This is a genomic window from Mesorhizobium sp. WSM4815 (assembly GCF_055811575.1).
This window is the reverse complement of sequence record NZ_JBVVQS010000102.1, coordinates 397523-416999: the sequence shown is the minus strand read 5'-3', so window position 1 is coordinate 416999 and position 19477 is coordinate 397523. Positions and strand designations below refer to the sequence as shown.

Genomic DNA, 19477 nt, shown 5'->3' with positions numbered 1-19477 from the left:
CGGGTCTCAATCAGCCCTCACCGCGACGATCATCAAGGCCTGGTAGGCGTCCGCCACCTCGCGCAGCGCCGCCTGCGAAAGCGGCCCGGCGCGCCGCGCGATACCGTCCCTGGCGTTCGACGTATCCCGCTTGCCGGACCGGTCGGTGTAGGGCGCGACAGTAGTGAATATCTGTTCGCTCAGGCCGTCGGGGAAAAACAGCTGGCCGGTCATCACCGAATTGTCGTTGGGGAAGACTTTGAAATGGATGTGGGTGGTGCGGCCGCGATACCAGCCGGGATAGATGGTGGCGAACGAGACGATGCCGCTGTCATCGGTCTTTTGCCAACCGCGCAGAAAACTCTGGCCTGACGTATCGACATCCTGGCCGTCGCCTTGTCCCGGATAGCCTGAATAATGGCCTTGCGCGTCGCAATGCCAGATATCGACCCGCGCGCCGGCAAGCGGCCGGCAGCCTGCGTCGATGACCTGCAGCCGCAGATTGAGGGCAATGCCCGCTTTGCCTTCGGTGATATCGGCGCGTTCGAGCTTCGGGTCGAAATAGAACGGGCCCTCGGTCGCTTCCGGTGTGATCGCGCAGACGCCGGCGCCGCTATCGAACAGGGCAAGCCCGGCATAGGGCGAGGCCTGCTGCGCCAGCGCGATGCCCGGCAGAAAGACACCGCCGCCCGCGCTAACGGCAATGAGGCCAAGCGCCTGGCGCCGGCTCAACGGCAAGGAGGACGGTCTGTCGGACATCCGGCGCCTCTTTTTGGTTTCTGTCGAGCAAGCTGGCTTGGTCTTATCTAGTCAGTGAGACCAGCCAACGCCAATGAAAACCCAGCAATGTTGGGAAAACCCGGCAATGTTGGCGACCTGTTTGGCCCATTGGTTGCCACGTGCAAAAGCATGGCGTGCATCCTATATGGAGCCAACAATCCTTTTCGAGGCCCAACATGAGCGATGCACAGACGATACAAATCCCCGTAACCGTTCTCACCGGCTATCTTGGCGCCGGCAAGACGACGCTGCTAAACCGCATCCTTTCGGAAAGCCACGGCAAGCGCTACGCCGTCATCGTCAATGAGTTCGGTGAGATCGGCATCGACAACGAGTTGATCGTGGAATCCGACGAGGAAATCTACGAGATGAACAATGGTTGCGTCTGCTGCACGGTGCGCGGCGACCTGATCCGCGTCGTCGAGGGCTTGATGCGCCGGCCAGGCCGCTTCGACGCCATCGTGATCGAGACGACCGGCCTCGCCGATCCGGTGCCGGTGGCGCAGACCTTCTTCATGGACGACGACGTGCGCTCCAAGACCAGGCTCGACGCGGTGGTGGCGCTGGTCGACGCCAAGCACCTGCCGTTGCGGCTGAAGGATTCCCGCGAAGCCGAGGACCAGATCGCCTTTGCCGATGTCGTCGTGCTCAACAAGACCGATCTCGTCACGCCGGACGAACTGAGCAAGGTCGAGGCGACGATCCGCGCGATCAACCCGGCGGCCCGGATCCATCGCACCACGCGCGCCGGCGTGGCGCTGTCCGAGGTGCTCGACCGCGGCGCCTTCGACCTTTCCCGGGCGCTGGAGAACGATCCGCATTTCCTCGAGGCGCGTGACGACCACGACCATCATGACCATGATCATCATGACCATGATCATCACGATCATGACGGGCATCATCACCATGATCACGCGCACCCGTCCGATATCCATGACGTGACGGTGCAGTCGGTGTCTCTGCGGGGCGGCGAGATGGACCCGAAAAGATTCTTCCCCTGGATCGAGAAGATCACCCAGATGGAAGGCCCTAACATCCTGCGTCTGAAAGGGATCATCGCGCTTAAAGGCGATGACGAGCGCTACGTCATTCAGGGCGTGCACATGATCATCGAGGGCGACCACCAGCGCGCCTGGAAGGACGGCGAGAAGCACGAGAGCCGGCTGGTCTTCATCGGCCGCGAACTCGACGCCGAGCGGCTGAAGAAGAGTTTTGATGCCTGCCAGGCCGCTTGATTTTCAGGCCTTATAACGCTAGCGCTGCACGTCCTCTCCTTCTCCCCTTGTGGGAGAAGGTGGCCGAGCGAAGCTCGGTCGGATGAGGGGTGTTCCAGCTTGGCAACGACGGCACTCCGTCCAGCACCCCTCAACCGTCTTGGCGCTGCGCGCCAATCCACCTTCTCCCACAACAAGGAGAGAAGGCAAGCTGCCACTTACCCGCGCTGGCGGCTCCCGCGCGGAGGTAGACGACCAGCCGAAATCTCGAATGGAATCTCCCATGCCCACAGTCGCCCCGCTTGATCTCCAGGGACATTGCATCGCCGCCGTTTTCCTTGGCGACGTGCCGCATTTCGCACTGGCCGACGGTACAATCCATCGGCTGGACCATGGCCACAAGACGGCGCAGGCCAATGACGGGCTTCTCGCCGCCTTCCACGATGCGGCCAACGACCGGCTGATCACCGGCGGCGAGGACGGCAAGATTTTTTCCGTTACCGCCGGCGGCAATGCGGCAGAATTGGCAAGCGCCGGGAAGAAATGGATCACCAGCGTTGCCGCCGGACCACAGGGCGCCATCGCCTATGCCTCGGGCAAGATCGCCTTCGTGCGTTTCTCCGACGGCAAGACCAAGGAATTCCTGCATCCGCGTTCGGTAGAGGGGCTGGCGTTCTCGCCCAAGGGGATGCGCTTCGGCGTCGCCCGCTACAATGGCGCGACGCTGCATTTCCCGGCGGCGAACGGCAAGCCGGTCGAGCTGGAATGGGCCGGCGCCCATACCGGCATCACCTTCTCGCCGGATGGCGCCTTCCTCGTCACCACCATGCAGGAGAACGCGCTGCATGGCTGGAAGCTCGCCGATGGCAAGCACATGCGGATGAGCGGCTATCCCGGCAAAGTCAAAAGCCTGTCATGGGCGCCCAAGGGAAAATGGCTGGCCAGTTCCGGAGCCCCGGCGGCGATCGTCTGGCCGTTTTCGGGCAAGGACGGGCCGATGGGCAAGGCGCCGCTGGAACTCGGCACGCGCGGCAACGCCATGGTGACCTCGGTCGCCTGCCATCCGAGCCAGGATGTCGTCGCCGTCGGCTATGACGACGGCATGGTGATGGCGGTGCGTTTCGCGGACGCCAAGGAGGTGCTTCTGCGCCGACCGGGCAAGGGCGCCATTACCTCGATGATGTGGGACAAGGAGGAACGCCGCGTCGCCTTCGGCAGCGCCGCCGGCGACTGCGGCGTCCTCGATATTTCGGCATAGGGGAGTAGGGGAGTAAGGGAGTAAGGGAGTAAGGGAGTAAGGGAGTAAGGCAGCTATTCCCCTACTGCCCTACTGCCCTACTCCCCTACTCCCCCTATTTGAGGGCATTCATGCATACAATCGACCATTCAAAGATGGCGATCGGTGGCATCAGCACTGCTCGCATCGCGGATCTGCGCGAAACCGAGGCCGAAGCCTTCCGCAAGGCAAGGCCGAAATCGGCAGCCAAGGTCGGCAACGGCCTGCCGGGTTTCTTCGGCGGCGTGCCGATGCACTGGATGAACGACTGGCCGACGCCGTTCCCGATAATGGTCGACAGCGCCAGAGGGGCCACTATCACTGACATCGACGGCAATCGGCTCGATGATTTCTGCCTCGGCGACACCGGCTCGATGTTCGGCCACTCGCCGCCGCCGGTCGCCCACGCCATCCGTAGGCAGGCCGGACGCGGCCTGACCTACATGCTGCCTTCGGAAGATGCACTCGCCATCGGCCCGCTGCTGCAACAGCACTTCGGCCTGCCGTTCTGGCAGATTGCGACAACGGCGACCGATGCCAACCGCTTCGCGCTGCGCGTCGCCCGCGCCATCACCGGCCGGGGCAAGATCGTAGTCTTCAACGGCTGCTATCACGGCTCGGTCGACGAGACGATGGTGCGCCTGGTCGGCGGCAGACCGGCCAACCGGCCAGGACTGGCCGGCGAATTCCGCGACCTGACCCGGGCGACGGATGTCGTCGAGTTCAACGATGTGCCGGCGCTTGAGACAGCACTCCGGGACCAGCAAATCGCCTGTGTCGTCACCGAGCCGGTGCTGACCAATTCCTGCATGGTGCTGCCCGATCCCGGCTTCCACGACGCGCTGCGGCGTCTCACCCGCGCCGCTGGCACCCTTCTTCTGATCGACGAGACGCACACGATCTCGACCGGTCCCGGCGGCTACACCAGGAAACACGGCCTGGAGCCGGACTTGTTCGTGCTCGGCAAGCCAATCGCCGGCGGTGTGCCAGCCAGCGTCTGGGGCATGAGCGATGGCGTCGCCACCCGCTATGCCGACTATGTCAGGACCAAGGAACCAGGCTATTCCGGCATGGGCACGACGCTCTCGGCCAATCCGCTGCAGTTCGCAGCGATGCGCGCCACGCTCGAAGAGGTGATGACCGACGAGAACTATAGCCATATGGACCATCTGGCGCGGCGGCTCGACGCCGGGCTGACCGCCGTCATCGACCGTTACCGCCTGCCTTGGCATGTTGCCCGAGTCGGCGCCCGCGTCGAGTTCATCTGCGCACCCGGCCCGCTGAGGAATGGCGGCGAGGCGGAAGCAGCGCACGCACCGGCGCTCGAAGCGGCTGTCCATGTCGCGCTGGTCAATCGCGGCGTGCTGATCGCGCCGTTCCACAACATGATGCTGATCTCGCCGGCGACCAGCGCTGCCCAGGTGAACCGCCTGATCACCGCCTTCGGCGCGGTTGCGGCAAGGCTCGCGGCATGAGACAAGCTTGCACATGAGAGAAGCGCACAAGCAAACTTTGAACGCCATCATCGCCTCCCCTTCGGGCTCGACGCCCGCCGAGGCGCAAACCTTTCTCGACGCCCATCCCGAGATCGAAGCGTTCGACATCGTGCTGACCGATGCCAATGGCGTCGGGCGTGGCAAGATCGTGCGCCGGCACGAGTTGATGAGCATCTTCGAGGGCGGCAGGCATATGCCGATCTCGATCCTCGGCCTCGACATCACCGGCGAGGACGTGCACGAGACCGGACTGATCTGGACGACGGGCGACGGCGACCTGCGGGCATGGCCGATCCCCGGCACGCTGGTGCCGCTGTTCGGCACACAGCCGCCGCGCGGCCAGGTGCTGATGGCGATGTACCATCTCGATGGCCGGCCGATGTCCTCCGACCCGCGCCTGGCGTTGGGCCGTCAGGTGGAGATACTGGCGGCCAAGGGCCTGCATCCGGCCGGCGCTTTCGAGCTCGAATTCTTCCTGCTTGCCAACGAGCGCGACGCCGACGGCAAGGTGCAGCCGGCGCACGCGGTGCTCGACGGCCGCCGCTCGGCCAAGACAGAGGTCTATTCCGTCGACCATCTGCACGGCATGGAGCCGCTGTTTTCCGATATCTATGCCGCGGCCGGGGTGCAAGGCATCCCGGCCGAGACGGTCATTTCCGAATATGCGCCCGGCCAGTACGAACTGACGCTTAACTATCGCAAGGACGTGATGCGGGCCGCCGACGACCTCGTCATGCTGAAGCGGCTGGTGCGGGCGCAGGCGCGCCGCCACGGCGTCACTGCCTGCTTCATGGCCAAGCCGATCGAGAAATACGCCGGCTCCGGCATGCATTTCCATGTCTCGCTGCAGGACAAGGCCTGCAACAACGTCTTTGCCGAAGCCAGCGGCGAGACCTGGTCCTTGCCGCTGCTGCGCGGACTGGGCGGCCTCATCCAGACCATGGCCGAATCGATGCTGGTGTTTGCACCGCACGCCAATTCATGGCGGCGTTTCGTTTCGCAATCCTATGCGCCGGTGGCGCCGACCTGGGGCGTCAACAACCGCTCGGTGGCATTGCGCGTGCCGGCTGGCGACGCGAAAAACCGGCGCATCGAGCACCGGCCGTCGGGCGTCGACGCCAACCCCTATCTGGTGGCGGCAACCGTGCTGGCCGGCATCGTCAAGGGTCTCGATGAGGGCCTCGATCCAGGCCCCGAAACCACCGGCAATGGCTACGAATCAGCAATCACGCGCACCACCATGCCGGTGGACTGGCGCGCCGCGATCGAGGCGGCAAGGGCCTCGACATTCCTCAAGGGGGCGCTGGGGGAAGACCTGCACCGGACCTTCGTGGCGATCAAGCAATCCGAATATCTGCGGGTGGCGCGCACGGTCAGCGAACTGGATTATCATCTCTATCTGCACGAGGTGTGAGGCATCGCATCGCCGGTCATTCGCCCAGCAAATAGCCGGGTCCCGGCTATTTGAAGGAACCTTTCTGGGGCTTCGCTCATTCCGCATCTGATCGCAGCAGCGGGCAGGGCCGCATCAGCCATGATCGCCAGGATGCCGACAAATTCTCCACACCACGCCAAGGTGCAGGCAAGACGCTGGCCCAAGCCTGAATTGCCTGAGACGGCAGAAGACGATGGCGCAAGCACCATTCCCGAACTCAGCGAAGTGGCGAAGGCCTGTCGCCGCTGCCCGCTGTGGCGCAACGCAACGCAGACCGTGTTCGGCGAAGGGCCTGACAAGGCCAAGGTGGTTTTCGTCGGTGAACAGCCAGGCGACCAGGAGGATCTGGCCGGCAAACCTTTCGTCGGTCCGGCGGGAAAAGTCTTCGACGCCATCCTGGACGATGCCGGCGTCGACCGGCTGAAAGTCTATGTCACCAATGCGGTCAAGCATTTCAAGTTCGAGCCGCGCGGCAAGCGGCGCATCCACTCGAAGCCGAATACCGGCGAGGTGCAGGCCTGCCGCTGGTGGCTCGACAGGGAGCTCGATCTGATCAAGCCCAATCTGGCGGTGGCGCTCGGCGCAACGGCGGCGCAGTCACTGCTCGGCAAGGTCGTGCCGATCATGAAGATGCGCGGCGCGGTCGTGGATCGGGACGATGGCTTGCCTGTGTTCGTCACCATCCACCCGTCCTTCATCCTGCGTATTCGCGAGCCGGCGGACAAGCAGGCCGAACGCGAGCGGTTCCTGCAGGACATGAAGGCAGTGAAAAAGCTGATGGCCGCCTGACCCCTATCTGATCAGGATTGCCCTCAAATCATTGACGTTCGTCCCGGTCGGGCCGGGCACGAAGAGATCGCCGACGGCGTTGAATGCCGTCCAGGCGTTGTTGCCGGCAAGCATCGCCTTGGCATCGACGCCTGCCGCCCGCATCCGCGACACCGTCGAGCCGTCGGCAAAGGCGCCGGCATTGTCCTGCGAACCGTCGATGCCATCGGTGTCAGCGGCCAGTGCATGGGCGCCCTCCATGCCGCTGATGCCGATGGCGAAGGCAAGCAGAAACTCGGTGTTACGGCCGCCCTTGCCCTTCGCCCGAACGGTCACCGTCGTCTCGCCGCCTGATAGGATCAGCACGGGTTTCGGAAAAGGCCGGTTGCGCGTCGCCACTTCGCGGGCGATTGCCGCATGGACACCCCCAACTTCGCGCGCTTCGCCCTCGATGGAATCGGAGAGGATGGCCGCCTCGATGCCATGGCGCCTGGCTTCGGCCGCAGCCGCTTCCAGCGAGACGCCGGCCGAGGCGATCAGATGCACTTCGTTGCGCGAAAAACGCGGATCATCGACGCGCGGCGCATCGGCGGCCGGCGAATTGATATGCGCCATCACGGCAGCCGGCAGTCTCATGCCATAGCCGGCGATCGATGCCAGTGCCTCTTGGCGGCTGCCGGAATCGGGAACGGTCGGGCCGGAAGCGACCAGCGCCGGATTGTCGCCGGGAATGTCGGAGACGACCAGCGACACCAGCTTTGCCGGATAGGCAGCTGCCGCCAGCCTACCGCCCTTGATGGTGGAAACATGCTTGCGGATGGTGTTCATGGCGGCGATCGGAGCGCCGGAGGCGAGCAGCGCCTCGTTGACGGCGATCTCGTCAGCCAGCGTCAGACCTTCGGCGGGCGCCGGCAGCAGCGCCGAGCCGCCGCCTGAGATGAGCGCCACGACCAGATCGTCCGCGGTCAGCCCCTGCACCTTTTCGAGCAGCCGGCGCGACGCTTCGAGTCCGGCGGCATCCGGCACCGGATGCGCCGCCTCGATGATCTCGATGCGCTGGCAGGTCGCGCCATAGCCGTAGCGGGTGACGACCAGCCCTTCGATCGGCCCGTCCCACACTTTTTCGAACGCCGCCGCCATCTGCGCCGAGCCTTTTCCTGCACCAATGACGATGGTGCGCCCCTTCGGCATTGCCGGCAGATGATCCCTGATCGTCCTCTGCGGATCGGCGGCGGCAACGGCGGCATTGAAGATGGCGGCGAGGAAGGATTTGGGATCGAGCGCGGTCATTTTGCTTCCGGCGGCAGTGCCAGCTCGCGCCCGTCGACGCCGAGGTGGCTGCACAGCGCATCGACGACGACGCCGTGATCCTCACGCTCCGGCAGGCCCGAGACCGCGATCACACCGATGACGCCGGCACCTTTGACCGTTATGGGAAAGCCACCACCGGCCAGCACATAGTCCGATATGTCGAGCCCCTCGCCCGGCTTGAAGCTGCGGTCGGGACGCTGCTGCTCCAGCACCATGCGGTAGGTGCTTTTCAGGAACCGCTGCACCACGTTGATCTTGCGCCGCGCCCAATCCGGATTGGAAGCGTTCGAGCCCGGCATTGCCGCGTAAAACAGCGGCCGGTCGAAGGTCCTGATGTCGACGATGATCGGCAAGCCCTGGGCCAGTGCCCGGTCGCGGATCGTCGAGCCGATCTTAAAGGCGACAGCTTCATCGAAGACCGAGAAGACAAGCTCGGCTTCCTGTTTCTGGATCAGAGCGATATCGTCCGCAACGGCCATGTCGTTCCCCTATCAACGTCGCGGCACGCTTTGACCGATGGCTGCCGCTGGGTCAAGCGGGATGTGGGGGATAGCTAAACCGCCATATCCGTCTTGACCGCCCGTCCGGCGACGTAGACCTCGCGCACGGCGCGATCATCGCCCAGCGTCTGCAGCAGAAACAGCTCCTCCGCCAGCGTGTCCGCCGTCTCCATCCGCAGCCGCATCGCCGGCGTGGCGCGGGCATCGAGGACGACGATGTCGGCATCGCTGCCCTGGTCGAGCGTGCCGATCCTTTCCACGATCGACAGCGCCTCGGCATTGCCGCGGGTGAGCTGCCAGAACGACTGGAACGGATTGAGCTTCTCGCCGTTCAGCGCGATCACCTTGTAGCCCTCATCCATGGTGCGCAGCATCGAGTAGTTGGTGCCGCCGCCGACATCGGTGGCGACCGCGATCCGAAGAGCTTTGCCACGCGTGCGGTAGCGCTGATAATCGAACAGGCCCGAACCGAGGAACAGGTTCGAGGTCGGGCAGAACACGGCCACCGAGCCCGTGTCCGAAAGCGCATCCGCCTCGCGTTCCGACAGATGGATGCAGTGGCCGAACAGGCTTTTGCGCCCGAGCAGCCCGTATTGCTCGTAGACATCGGTATAGTCGTGTGCCTGCGGGTAGAATTGCAGCGTAAAGGCGATCTCGGCGTGGTTTTCCGACAGATGCGTCTGCATGTGCAGATCAGGATATTCGCGGCACAGCGCGCCCGCCATTTCCAACTGCTCGGGTGACGAGGTGATGGCGAAGCGCGGTGTGATGGCATAGTGCTGGCGGCCCTTGCCGTGCCACTCGGCGATCAGCGCCTTGCTGTCGTCATAGGCCGATTGCGGCGTGTCCAGCACGCCCTCCGGCGCGTTGCGATCCATCATCACCTTGCCGCCGATGTTGAGCATGTTGCGATGATGCGACTCGGCGAAGAACGCCTCGGCCGATTCCTTGTGCACCGAGCAATAGGCGGCGACTGTCGTCGTGCCGTGGCGCAGCATTTCGTCGAGGAACAGCCTGGCGATGCGGCGGCCATGCTGGGCGTTCTGGAATTTGGTTTCCTCGGGAAAGGTGTAAGTGTTCAGCCAGTCGAGCAGCTCGGCGCCGTAGGAGGCGATAACCTGCATCTGCGGAAAATGCGCATGCGGGTCGATGAAGCCAGGCAGCAGCAAATGCGGGCGGTGGTCGATCTTTTTTACGCCTTCATCAGCCTTTTTCTCGGCGTCGGCATAGGCGCCCGCGGCAACGATCCTGCCGTTGCGAAGCAGCAGGCCGCCATCGTCCTCGTAGCGCCAGGCGGAATGGTCGTCGACGGTTTCTGGCCAGCGCAGGAAGGACAGCGTGCGGCCGCGCAGGAGCGTGCTGGTCATGCTTATTTCCCTGCCTCCTCGAACCAAGCCGCCAACAGCGCCCGCTCCTTGTCGGTGATATGGGTGACATTGGCGGGCGGCATGGCGTGGCTGCGGCCGGCCTGCAGGTAGATCTCGCGGGCTTGCTCGGCGATACCGGCGTCCGTGTCAAGCATCACACCTTTCGGCGCGTGATAGATGCCTTCGTAGGATGGCTCCTGCGCATGGCACATCGAGCAGCGGCCAAGCACCGTGTCGCGCACTGCGGGAAAATGCGCCGAGGCGATGTAGACCTGTGCCGTCGAGGACGCCTTGACTTCGCCGGTCAGCACTTTCGGCGCGGTTGACAGCCAGATGATGACGACGAACAGGACGGCGGCAGCCAGCCAGATCCAGGTCGGGTTGCCCTTGCGCGCATGCATGGTGTTGAAATAGTTCCGGATCAGCACGCCGATGATGAAAACCAACGAGGCGATCACCCAGTTGAACTGGGTAGCAAACGCCAGCGGGTAGTGGTTCGACAGCATCAGGAACAAAACGGGCAGCGTCAGGTAATTGTTGTGCAGCGAGCGCTGCTTGGCGATCTTGCCGTATTTCGGATCTGGCTTCCTGCCGGCGATCAGGTCGGCGACGACGATCTTCTGGTTCGGGATGATGACCATGAAGACATTGGCCGACATGATCGTCGCGGTGATGGCGCCAAGATGCAGGAAAGCGGCGCGGCCGGTGAACAGATGGGTAAGACCCCAGGCGATGAACACCAGCACGCCATAGAGCACCAGCATCAGGCCGGTGTCGCTCCTGCCAAGCGGCGACCGGCATAAGAGATCGTAGACCACCCAGCCAACGCCGATCGTCGCCAGCGACAGCAAGATGCCTGTAGGCACCGACATGGCCAGCACGTTGGGATCGATCAGGAAGAGGTCCGCCCCGGCATAGTAGACGACGCACAGCATGGCAAAGCCCGACAGCCAGGTGGCGTAGGATTCCCATTTGAACCAGGTCAGGTGCTCAGGCATTTCGGCCGGCGCCACCAGATATTTCTGGATGTGGTAGAAGCCGCCGCCATGCACCTGCCATTCCTCGCCGAAGGCGCCGACAGGCATGCCCGAACGCTGGCGCAAGCCGAGATCGAGGGCGACGAAATAGAAGGACGAGCCGATCCAGGCTATGCTGGTGACGACATGCAGCCAGCGCACGGCGAAACTCAGCCAGTCCCAGAAAATCGCGAAATCCATCATTGAAAAGTCGTCCCTGCCGATTGGGTGACTTTACGGACTGGAGCGCAAACGGAAAGGGCCGAGCGGCACGATGACTTTCAAAAAAAAATGGAAAATACTAGCGCCGCGCGTCCCTTGGACGCGCAAAGGACGCTGTAGAACTTTATCTGGTGCATGATCCTTTCCGAAAATCGATTCCGATTTTTCGGGGTCATGCACTAGGGTTATCCCTGCGCAGCCGCATGAGAGCCCCAAAGCCGCATGGCCTATCTCGACAACATCTCCGTCTTCGTTCGCGTCGTCGAGCTCGGCAATCTGTCGGCGGCGGGGCGCGACATGCGCATTTCGCCAGCGGTCGCCTCCAACCGCATCAAGGAGCTCGAAAAACATCTCGGTGTCAGGCTGTTCAATCGCACGACGCGGCAATTGATGCCGACCGAGCACGGCACGGTGTTCTACTCCGGCGCCAAGCAGGTGCTTGAGGCGGTCACCGAGGCGGAAGCCGCTGTCAGCGCTTTGTCCGGCCAGCCGCGTGGCACCATCAAGGTGACAGCGCCGCTTGGCCTCGGCCGGCGGCTGGTGGCGTCGGGAATCCCCGATTTCCACGACAAATATCCTGACATCGAGGTTCGGCTGAGGCTTTCGGACCACAATGTCGACATCATGAAGGAAGGCATCGACGTCGCGTTCAGACTGGGTATCATCGAGGATTCCAGCCTGAGAATGCGCGGCATCATGGAGTGCGAGCGGGTGCTGGTGGCGGCGCCGAAATATCTGGAGACGCGCGGCGAACCGACCGAGCCGCAGGAACTGATCGCCAGCAAACACGACTGCCTGATGCTGCGCTACGCCGGCGCGCGCGAATATGTGTGGACGCTGCAGACGGCCGACGGTCCGCGGAAATTCGAGGTGCACGGACCCTATGACACCGACGATGGCGACGTGCTGACCGGCTGGGCGCTGTCGGGCCGCGGCATCATCAACAAGCCGCGCTTCGAGGTCGAGCCGTTCATCCGCGACCGGCGTCTGAAGGTGATCCTGCCCGACACGCCACCGACGCCGGTGCAGTTCGCCGCCGTCTACCCGCACAAGAAGCTGCAGGACCCGAAGGTGCGGCTGCTGCTCGATTTCATGGCCGAGCGCTGCCAACGGCTGATCAAGGAAATTCTGGCCGGCAAATGAGCGTTGCTCGAATTCTGGCCGTCAGCCGGCCATTGCCTTGCCACGAGAGACGGGGTGCGGCGCGGCTCGCGCGCCAGCATGGGCGGCCAGTGCCGTCATGATCTCGGCCGCCGCCAAGGCCGCAATGACTTGCGGACGCTTGTCCTTGACCGCATCGCCGCCGATCGGCGAGACGAGGCCGGCAAATTCCGCCTCGCTGCCGTCCGCCGCCTTCAGGAACCAGTTCCTGAATGTCGCCTTCTTGGTCTTCGAGCCGATCATGCCGACATAGGCGGCATCCCGGCGTTTCAGTGCCTCGGCGACGATCAGGAAATCCAGTGCGTGGTCGTGAGTGAGGACGACGAATGCGGCGCCAGCCGAAGCCTTGCGCACCATCGCCTCGGGCATTGGCGTTAGGCTGGTTTCGACCGTGTCCGGCATGCCCTCCAGCGCCTCGGCCCGCGTCTCGACAACGACGACACGGACCGGCAGCAAGGCCACCGCCGAGGCCAGCGCCTGGCCGACATGGCCGCCGCCGAAGATGTAGACATGCGGCAGCTGCGCCTGCTCGGCGTCCGCCGCCGCGACCAGCTCTTGCGCCAACGCCGTGTCGACCAGCCGGATCAGCACCTCGACCCTGCCGCCGCAGCACTGCCCGATCTCGGGCCCGAGCGGGACATCGAGGGTAGCGCGGACATCCCTCCCCCTTGAGGGGAGGGTGGCGGCGAAGCCGTCGGGTGGGGTCGCCGCGCCAGTGCTCGACATTTTCTTAGGTCGCGTGCTTCCTCTACCGACCCCCTCTGGCCGCTCCGCGGCCATCTCCCCCTCAAGGGGGGAGAAAAGCAACTGCCGTGCCTTATCGATCGCGATGAATTCGAGCTGGCCGCCGCCGATCGTGCCAAAAATCGCCGCGCCCGAGACGAGCATGAAGGCGCCCTTCTCGCGGGGCGTCGAGCCTTTGGTCCCGGCCACCTCGACCAGCGCGACACGGCCGGCGCCGCCAAGAAATGCTTTCAGGGTTTGCACTTTCGAGGTCATGTTTTTGCTTTCCCTATCAGGAAACATAGGGTTTTTCGGCCCGGATTGCACGCCTTGTACGAACCCCGGGACCGAGTTCAAGCACCAGCCTTGGCTTCCCTCTTCAGCCGTTCGATCGCCATCAGCACCCGCTCCGGCGTCGCCGGTGGGTCGAGGCGCGGGCAGATCCGGTGGTCGGCAACGCTTGCCACCGCATCCGACAGCGCATGCAGCACCGAGATGCCGAGCGGCAGCGGCGGCTCGCCGACCGCCTTGGAGCGGTGCACCGTCGGCTCGCTCGCTTCCGGCCAATCGGCCAGCGTCACATTGAAGATCTTCGGTCGGTCCGAGGCGAGCGGAATCTTGTAGGTCGACGGCGCATGGGTGCGCAGCCGGCCCTTTTCGTCCCACCAAAGCTCCTCCGTCGTCAGCCATCCCATGCCCTGGATGAAGCCGCCTTCGACCTGGCCAAGGTCGATGGCGCGGTTCAGCGAGCGTCCGGTCTCGTGCAGGATGTCGGTGCGCTCGACGACATATTCGCCGGTTAGCGTGTCGACCGAGACTTCCGAGCACGCGGCGCCATAGGCGAAATAATAGAAGGGACGACCCTCGCCCTTGTCGCGATTCCAATGGATTCTCGGCGTCTTGTAGAAGCCCGCCGCCGAAAGCTGGATGCGCGCCATATAGGCCTGCCTGATGAGATCGGCGAAGGCGATCTCCTGGTTGCCGATGCGCACCCGGTTGGGCAGGAACAGCACCTGGTCGCGCGGCACCTGGTATTTTTCGGCTGCGAAGTTGGTCAACCGCTCCTTGATCTGCCGGGCCGCGTTCTGCGCCGCCATGCCGTTGAGGTCGGAACCGGACGATGCGGCGGTCGCCGAGGTGTTCGGGACCTTGCCGGTCGTGGTCGCGGTGATCTTTACCTGGTCGAGGTCGATCTGGAATTCTTCCGCCACCACCTGCGCCACCTTGACGTAGAGGCCCTGCCCCATTTCGGTGCCGCCATGGTTCAGATGCACCGAACCGTCGGTATAGACATGCACCAGCGCGCCGGCCTGATTGTAGTGGGTGGCGGTGAACGAGATGCCGAACTTGACCGGCGTCAGCGCCAATCCGCGCTTGATGAAGCGACTGTTGGCATTGAAGGCACGAACCGTGCGGCGGCGCCCCGCATAGTCGCAACTCGCCTCCAGTTCGGCGACGATGCGGTGGATGATGTTGTCTTCGACCGTCTGGTGATAGGGCGTGATGTTGCGGTCGCTGGTGCCATAAAAGTTCTTCTTGCGGATTTCGAGCGGATCCTTGCCGACGGCAAAGGCGACCTCCTCGATGACGCGCTCGGCGCCGACCATGCCTTGCGGCCCGCCGAAGCCGCGGAAGGCGGTGTTCGACACGGTGTTGGTGTAGAGCGGCGCCGATTGCGCATGAACCGCCGGCCAGAAATAGGTGTTGTCGCAGTGGAACAGCGCGCGATCGGTGACCGGGCCCGACAGGTCCGCCGAGAAGCCGCAGCGCGCCGCAAACATGAAATCGACGCCGAGGATATTGCCCTCGTCGTCGAAGCCGACCTCGTAATCGACGAGGAAGTCATGGCGCTTGCCGGTGGCGATCATGTCTTCGTCACGGTCGGGCCGGATTTTCACCGCGCGATGGTGTTTTTTCGCAGCAATCGCCGCGAGCGCGGCAAACTGGTTGCCTTGCGTTTCCTTGCCGCCAAAGCCGCCGCCCATGCGGCGGATCTCGACCGTGACGGCATGGCTCGGCACGCCGAGCGCATGGCTGACCATGTGCTGGATTTCGCTCGGATGCTGTGTCGACGAATAAATCGTGACGTCCTGATCCTCGCCGGGAATGGCCATGGCGATCTGGCCTTCGAGATAAAAATGGTCCTGGCCGCCGATGCGCATTTTTCCTTTCAGCCGGCGCGGCGCCGCCCTGATCGCAGCCGCGGCATCGCCGCGCCTCAGGGTCAGCGGCGGCGTGACCAGCTTGTCCTTGCTGGGATCGAGGACGCCGATGTCGGTGACGAAAGGCAATTCCTTGTATTCGACCTTGGCCAGCCTTGTGGCGCGGCGCGCCTGCTCGCGGGTTTCGGCGATGACGCAAAAGATCGGTTGGCCGAAGAACTGCACCTTGCCGTCGGCCAGCACCGGTTCGTCGTGGCGGCCGGTCGGCGAAATGTCGTTTTCGCCCGGCACGTCGCTCGCCGTCAGCACGTCGACGACGCCGGGTGCTGCGCGCACCGCCGCCAGGTCCATGCTGCTGATGGTGGCATGCGTGGCCGTCGAAAGCCCGAGGCAGCCATGCAGCATGCCGGATGATTCCGGCATGTCATCGATATAGACGGCCGTGCCGCGGACATGCTTGTGCGCGGAATCATGACGCTGGTCGGTGGCAACGCCACCAGCGATTTTCTGCGCCTTGAGGTTTGGAGCGTGCTTGGTCATCACGCCGCCTCGTTGCGCGATATCTGGATCGGTGCTTTGGTGCCGCTGGTCTCGGCGAAGAACCGCAACAGCAGGTTGCGCGCCGCCAGCGCCCGGTATTCGGCGCTCGCCCGCATGTCGGTCAGCGGGGTAAAGTCTTTGGCGTACTCGGCCATGGCGGTCTCGACCGTCGGTTCCGTCCAGGGCCTGCCGAGCAGCGCCTTTTCCACGCCGAAAGCCCGCTTCGGCGTTGCCGCCATGCCGCCATAGGCGATGCGCACCTCCGCCACCGTGCCGTCCTTGGCCAGGGCCAGCAGGAATGCGCCAAGTGCGGCAGTGATGTCCTCGTCACGGCGCTTGGTGATCTTGTAGACAGCGAATTTGGTATCCCTGCCCGGCACTGGGACATGCACGGCCTCGACGAATTCGCCCGGCTGTCGGTCCTGCTTGCCATAGGCGATGAAGAAGTCTTCAAGCGAGATCGTCCGCCGCTTGTTGCCGCGGCGCAGCGTCAGCCGCGCGCCGAGTGCGATCAGCGGCGGCGGCGTGTCGCCGATCGGCGAGCCATTGGCGATGTTGCCGCCGATCGTGCCCATGTTGCGCACTTGGTCGCCGCCGATGCGATCGAACAGCGGGCCTAGCGCCGGGATGCGTTTCGTCAGCATTGAGAAAGCCTCGGTGTAGGTGACACCAGCGCCGATCGAGATGATGCCCTTGTCTTCGGAAATCCGGCACAGCCCGTCGAGATTGCCGATGAAGATCGCCGGCGCAATCTCGCGCATGTGCTTGGTCACCCACAGGCCGACATCGGTCGAACCGGCAACGATGGTGGCGCCCGGCTCCTTGTCGAGCACGGCGGCGAGGTCGTCGGCATCGGCCGGGACGACCAGGCGCTGCTTGCCGGCGCCGATCTCGATGCGCGAACCGTCTTTCATCGCTTCGAGCTTGCTCGTGATCGCCTTGCGCTCCGCTGCCAGCGGATCCTTTGCCGCCTTGCCGTAGCTGGAGATGGCACGTGCCGCCCGCATGATCGCCTCGTAGCCGGTGCAGCGGCAGAGATTGCCCTGAAGCGCCTTTTCGATGGCTGCATCCGACGGCTCCGGTGACCGCATCCACAGGGCATAAAGCGACATGACGAAGCCCGGCGTGCAGAAGCCGCATTGCGAGCCGTGGAAATCGACCATCGCCTGCTGCACCGGATGCAGTTTTTCGCCGTCGCCGCGCAGATGCTCGACGGTTACGACATGCGTGCGATCGAGCGAGCCAAGGAAGCGGATGCAGGCATTGACGCTTTCATAGACGAGCCGGCCGCCTGACAGCCTTCCGACCAGCACGGTGCAAGCGCCGCAGTCGCCCTCGGCGCAGCCTTCCTTGGTGCCGCGCAGCGAGCGCTCGAGCCGCAGCCAGTCGAGCAAGGTCTCGTCGGGCGCGACCGTAGTCAGCGCAACATCCTCGCCATTGAGGATGAAGCGTATCTCATTGCGTATCTTGAGCCTCGTCATGTCTCAGCTCCCCCGATAGGTCGAATAGCCGTAGGGCGATATGAGCAGCGGCACGTGATAGTGCATCGGCTCGGCCATGCCGAAGCGGATCGGCACGCTGTCGAGGAAGGCCGGTTCCGGCAGTCTCAACCCCTGCCGGCGCAGATAGTCGCCGGCGGCGAAGACCAGCTCGTATTCGCCGGTGCGGAATTCCGCGTCGGCAAGCAGCGGCGCGTCACACCGGCCGTCGGCATTGGTGACCGCTGTCTTCAGATGCGTCCGCATGTCGTCGTTGATGCGGTAAAGCTCGATCGACAGGCCTGCCGCCGGCCTGCCGGTCGCGGTGTCGAGGACATGGGTCGTCAGACGTCCGCCTTCGGCTTTCGACGTTTCCGCCACTGGCTGCTCCCATTCCGGTACACTCGAAACATGTCCGGTACAGTCGAACATGTTTGGCGAATTGTGCGCCCATTAAAGGCGATGCATAAGTCCCGGTCGAGTGAAGTGCTGCAAAAACACTTTCAAAAATTTTCGGGGGAATGCGCAAGCAATCCTTTCGACTATCCTGATCACACTATCCGGCAGGAGCGACAATGCGTTACGAACGAGACATGCGCGGCTACGGCGCCAATCCGCCGGATCCGAAATGGCCCGGCAGGGCGCATGTCGCGGTGCAGTTCGTCGTCAATTACGAGGAAGGCGGCGAAAATTGCGTCCTGCACGGCGACAAGGCTTCGGAAGCCTTCCTGTCCGAGATCGTCGGCGCTGCACCCTGGCCCGGGCAGCGCCACCGGAACATGGAATCGATCTACGAATATGGCGCCCGCGCCGGCTTCTGGCGATTGCTGCGCCTGTTCACCGAGGCTGAGGTGCCGATCACCTGCTACGGCGTCGCCACAGCACTGGCGCGTTCGCCCGACCAGGTCGTGGCGATGCAGGAGGCCGGCTGGGAGATCGCCTCGCACGGGCTGAGATGGATCGACTATCGCGACCATGCGCCGGAGGACGAGCGCCGCGACATGGACGAGGCAATCCGGCTGCACTACGAGGTGACCGGGGCGCGGCCGACCGGCTGGTACACCGGCCGCACATCGATCAACACCGTGCGGCTGGCGGCGGAAGAGGGCGGCTTCGACTATGTGTCGGACACGTATGACGATGAACTGCCCTACTGGTTCGAGCATGCTGGGCCGGACGGGTCGGCAAAGCCGCAGCTCATCATCCCCTATACGCTCGACGCCAACGATATGCGTTTCGCCACGCCGCAGGGCTTCAACTCGGGCGACCAGTTCTTCGCCTATCTTAGGGATAGTTTCGATACGCTCTATGCCGAGGGCAAGGCAGGACGGCCGCGCATGATGAATATCGGCCTGCACTGCCGGCTCGTCGGCCGGCCGGGCCGGGTCGCGGCGCTGAAGCGCTTCGTCGACTACGTCAAATCACACGACAGGGTCTGGCTGGCGCGACGCATCGACATTGCAAGGCACTGGCAAGAGAACCATCCGTTCCGGCCGCCGACGCTGCGCCCGTCGAAGATGGAATTCGAGGCTTTCGTCCAGGCATTCGGCGGCGTATTCGAGCATTCGCCGTGGATCGCCGAGCGCGCCTATGAGCTGGAGCTCGGTCCGGCGCATGACAGTGCCGGCGGCCTGCACAATGCGCTGTGCCGTGTCTTTCGCGGCGCCAGCGGGGCCGAGCGGCTCTCCGTGCTCAACGCCCATCCCGACCTTGCCGGCAAACTGGCGCAAACCAAGCGGCTGACTGCGGAATCGGCCAGGGAACAGGCTTCCGCCGGGCTCGAGGCGTTGACCGACAAGGAGCGCGAGCTGTTCTCAAAGCTCAATGCCGCCTACGTCGCCAATTTCGACTTCCCCTTCATCATCGCGGTGAAAGGCAAGACCAAGGAAGAAATCCTGGCGGAGTTCGAGGCGCGCATCGGCAACAGCCGCGGCGTTGAATTCGAAACCGCCTGCAAACAGGTCGAGCGCATCGCACTGCTCCGCCTCAAGGACATGCTTCCGCAATAGGCCTTGCTTCCGCAATACGCTCTGAACTGATGGATACGAT

General features: G+C 63.9%; 16 protein-coding genes. 7 read left to right on the top strand and 9 right to left on the bottom strand.

The annotated features are described in order from the left end of the window. Window positions 1-6: 6 nt before the first annotated feature. Window positions 7-738, bottom strand: coding sequence for an intradiol ring-cleavage dioxygenase (locus tag AC0L2B_RS30770; protein WP_473748046.1), 732 nt, complete (start codon window positions 736-738; stop codon window positions 7-9). Between the two features lie 197 nt (window positions 739-935). On the opposite strand from AC0L2B_RS30770, the gene AC0L2B_RS30765 reads away from it, so the two are divergent. From AC0L2B_RS30765 to AC0L2B_RS30745, 5 genes are all read left to right on the top strand, one after another. Then, the gene (locus tag AC0L2B_RS30765) at window positions 936-1994 is read left to right on the top strand and encodes a CobW family GTP-binding protein (protein ID WP_473748045.1); all 1059 of its coding nucleotides are present in this window, start codon (window positions 936-938) and stop codon (window positions 1992-1994) included. 262 nt (window positions 1995-2256) lie between these two features. Further along, window positions 2257-3231, top strand: a complete 975-nt coding sequence (locus tag AC0L2B_RS30760) for a WD40 repeat domain-containing protein (protein WP_473748044.1) — start codon at window positions 2257-2259, stop codon at window positions 3229-3231. Window positions 3232-3341: 110 nt separating this feature from the next. Further along, complete coding sequence (locus AC0L2B_RS30755; RefSeq protein ID WP_473748043.1) at window positions 3342-4724, top strand: aspartate aminotransferase family protein; 1383 nt, start codon at window positions 3342-3344, stop codon at window positions 4722-4724. 13 nt (window positions 4725-4737) lie between these two features. Next, window positions 4738-6159, top strand: coding sequence for a glutamine synthetase family protein (locus AC0L2B_RS30750; RefSeq protein WP_473748042.1), 1422 nt, complete (start codon window positions 4738-4740; stop codon window positions 6157-6159). An 87-nt stretch (window positions 6160-6246) separates the two neighbouring features. After that, window positions 6247-6969 carry a UdgX family uracil-DNA binding protein gene (locus tag AC0L2B_RS30745; protein ID WP_473748266.1) on the top strand — a complete coding sequence of 241 codons (723 nt, stop codon included), beginning with the start codon at window positions 6247-6249 and terminating at the stop codon, window positions 6967-6969. Between the two features lie 3 nt (window positions 6970-6972). Here the strand turns inward: AC0L2B_RS30745 and AC0L2B_RS30740 are convergent, their stop codons facing one another. The 4 genes from AC0L2B_RS30740 to AC0L2B_RS30725 form a co-directional block, all read right to left on the bottom strand. Further along, entirely contained in the window at window positions 6973-8238 is a 1266-nt protein-coding gene (locus tag AC0L2B_RS30740; RefSeq protein ID WP_473748041.1) for a glycerate kinase type-2 family protein, read from the bottom strand. Further along, entirely contained in the window at window positions 8235-8738 is a 504-nt protein-coding gene (locus tag AC0L2B_RS30735) for a heme-degrading domain-containing protein (protein ID WP_077374984.1), read from the bottom strand. Before AC0L2B_RS30735 ends, AC0L2B_RS30740 begins: the two co-directional genes overlap by 4 nt. Window positions 8739-8812: 74 nt before the next feature. Continuing rightward, window positions 8813-10126, bottom strand: a complete 1314-nt coding sequence (gene guaD / locus AC0L2B_RS30730; RefSeq protein WP_473748040.1) for a guanine deaminase — start codon at window positions 10124-10126, stop codon at window positions 8813-8815. 2 nt (window positions 10127-10128) lie between these two features. Further along, window positions 10129-11346 carry a urate hydroxylase PuuD gene (locus tag AC0L2B_RS30725; RefSeq protein WP_473748039.1) on the bottom strand — a complete coding sequence of 406 codons (1218 nt, stop codon included), beginning with the start codon at window positions 11344-11346 and terminating at the stop codon, window positions 10129-10131. A gap of 240 nt (window positions 11347-11586) precedes the next feature. On the opposite strand from AC0L2B_RS30725, the gene AC0L2B_RS30720 reads away from it, so the two are divergent. Next, window positions 11587-12507: a LysR family transcriptional regulator gene (locus tag AC0L2B_RS30720; protein WP_023796825.1), complete on the top strand. Its 921-nt coding sequence runs from the start codon at window positions 11587-11589 to the stop codon at window positions 12505-12507. A gap of 21 nt (window positions 12508-12528) precedes the next feature. Here AC0L2B_RS30720 and xdhC read toward each other — a convergent pair whose 3' ends face one another. The 4 genes from xdhC to uraH form a co-directional block, all read right to left on the bottom strand. After that, on the bottom strand, window positions 12529-13524 hold the full coding sequence (gene xdhC / locus AC0L2B_RS30715) for a xanthine dehydrogenase accessory protein XdhC (protein WP_287226711.1): 996 nt from the start codon (window positions 13522-13524) through the stop codon (window positions 12529-12531). 77 nt (window positions 13525-13601) lie between these two features. Continuing rightward, on the bottom strand, window positions 13602-15950 hold the full coding sequence (gene xdhB, locus AC0L2B_RS30710; protein ID WP_473748038.1) for a xanthine dehydrogenase molybdopterin binding subunit: 2349 nt from the start codon (window positions 15948-15950) through the stop codon (window positions 13602-13604). Next, window positions 15950-17431, bottom strand: a complete 1482-nt coding sequence (gene xdhA / locus AC0L2B_RS30705; RefSeq protein ID WP_473748037.1) for a xanthine dehydrogenase small subunit — start codon at window positions 17429-17431, stop codon at window positions 15950-15952. Before xdhA ends, xdhB begins: the two co-directional genes overlap by 1 nt. Window positions 17432-17434: 3 nt before the next feature. Continuing rightward, window positions 17435-17809, bottom strand: a complete 375-nt coding sequence (uraH, locus tag AC0L2B_RS30700; protein WP_236377917.1) for a hydroxyisourate hydrolase — start codon at window positions 17807-17809, stop codon at window positions 17435-17437. Between the two features lie 194 nt (window positions 17810-18003). On the opposite strand from uraH, the gene puuE reads away from it, so the two are divergent. After that, window positions 18004-19437, top strand: coding sequence for an allantoinase PuuE (puuE, locus tag AC0L2B_RS30695; protein WP_473748036.1), 1434 nt, complete (start codon window positions 18004-18006; stop codon window positions 19435-19437). Window positions 19438-19477: the final 40 nt, after the last annotated feature.

Bases quoted from the DNA above. Each gene is read 5' to 3' on its own strand.
- AC0L2B_RS30750 (WP_473748042.1), top strand. From the start codon at position 4,738: ATGAGAGAAGCGCACAAGCAAACTTTGAACGCCATCATCGCCTCCCCT.
- xdhA (WP_473748037.1), bottom strand. From the start codon at position 17,431: ATGACGAGGCTCAAGATACGCAATGAGATACGCTTCATCCTCAATGGC.
- AC0L2B_RS30725 (WP_473748039.1), bottom strand. From the start codon at position 11,346: ATGATGGATTTCGCGATTTTCTGGGACTGGCTGAGTTTCGCCGTGCGC.
- AC0L2B_RS30740 (WP_473748041.1), bottom strand. From the start codon at position 8,238: ATGACCGCGCTCGATCCCAAATCCTTCCTCGCCGCCATCTTCAATGCC.
- guaD (WP_473748040.1), bottom strand. From the start codon at position 10,126: ATGACCAGCACGCTCCTGCGCGGCCGCACGCTGTCCTTCCTGCGCTGG.
- AC0L2B_RS30765 (WP_473748045.1), top strand. From the start codon at position 936: ATGAGCGATGCACAGACGATACAAATCCCCGTAACCGTTCTCACCGGC.
- AC0L2B_RS30760 (WP_473748044.1), top strand. From the start codon at position 2,257: ATGCCCACAGTCGCCCCGCTTGATCTCCAGGGACATTGCATCGCCGCC.
- AC0L2B_RS30770 (WP_473748046.1), bottom strand. From the start codon at position 738: ATGTCCGACAGACCGTCCTCCTTGCCGTTGAGCCGGCGCCAGGCGCTT.
- AC0L2B_RS30755 (WP_473748043.1), top strand. From the start codon at position 3,342: ATGCATACAATCGACCATTCAAAGATGGCGATCGGTGGCATCAGCACT.
- xdhB (WP_473748038.1), bottom strand. From the start codon at position 15,950: ATGACCAAGCACGCTCCAAACCTCAAGGCGCAGAAAATCGCTGGTGGC.
- xdhC (WP_287226711.1), bottom strand. From the start codon at position 13,524: ATGACCTCGAAAGTGCAAACCCTGAAAGCATTTCTTGGCGGCGCCGGC.
- AC0L2B_RS30735 (WP_077374984.1), bottom strand. From the start codon at position 8,738: ATGGCCGTTGCGGACGATATCGCTCTGATCCAGAAACAGGAAGCCGAG.
- puuE (WP_473748036.1), top strand. From the start codon at position 18,004: ATGCGTTACGAACGAGACATGCGCGGCTACGGCGCCAATCCGCCGGAT.
- AC0L2B_RS30720 (WP_023796825.1), top strand. From the start codon at position 11,587: ATGGCCTATCTCGACAACATCTCCGTCTTCGTTCGCGTCGTCGAGCTC.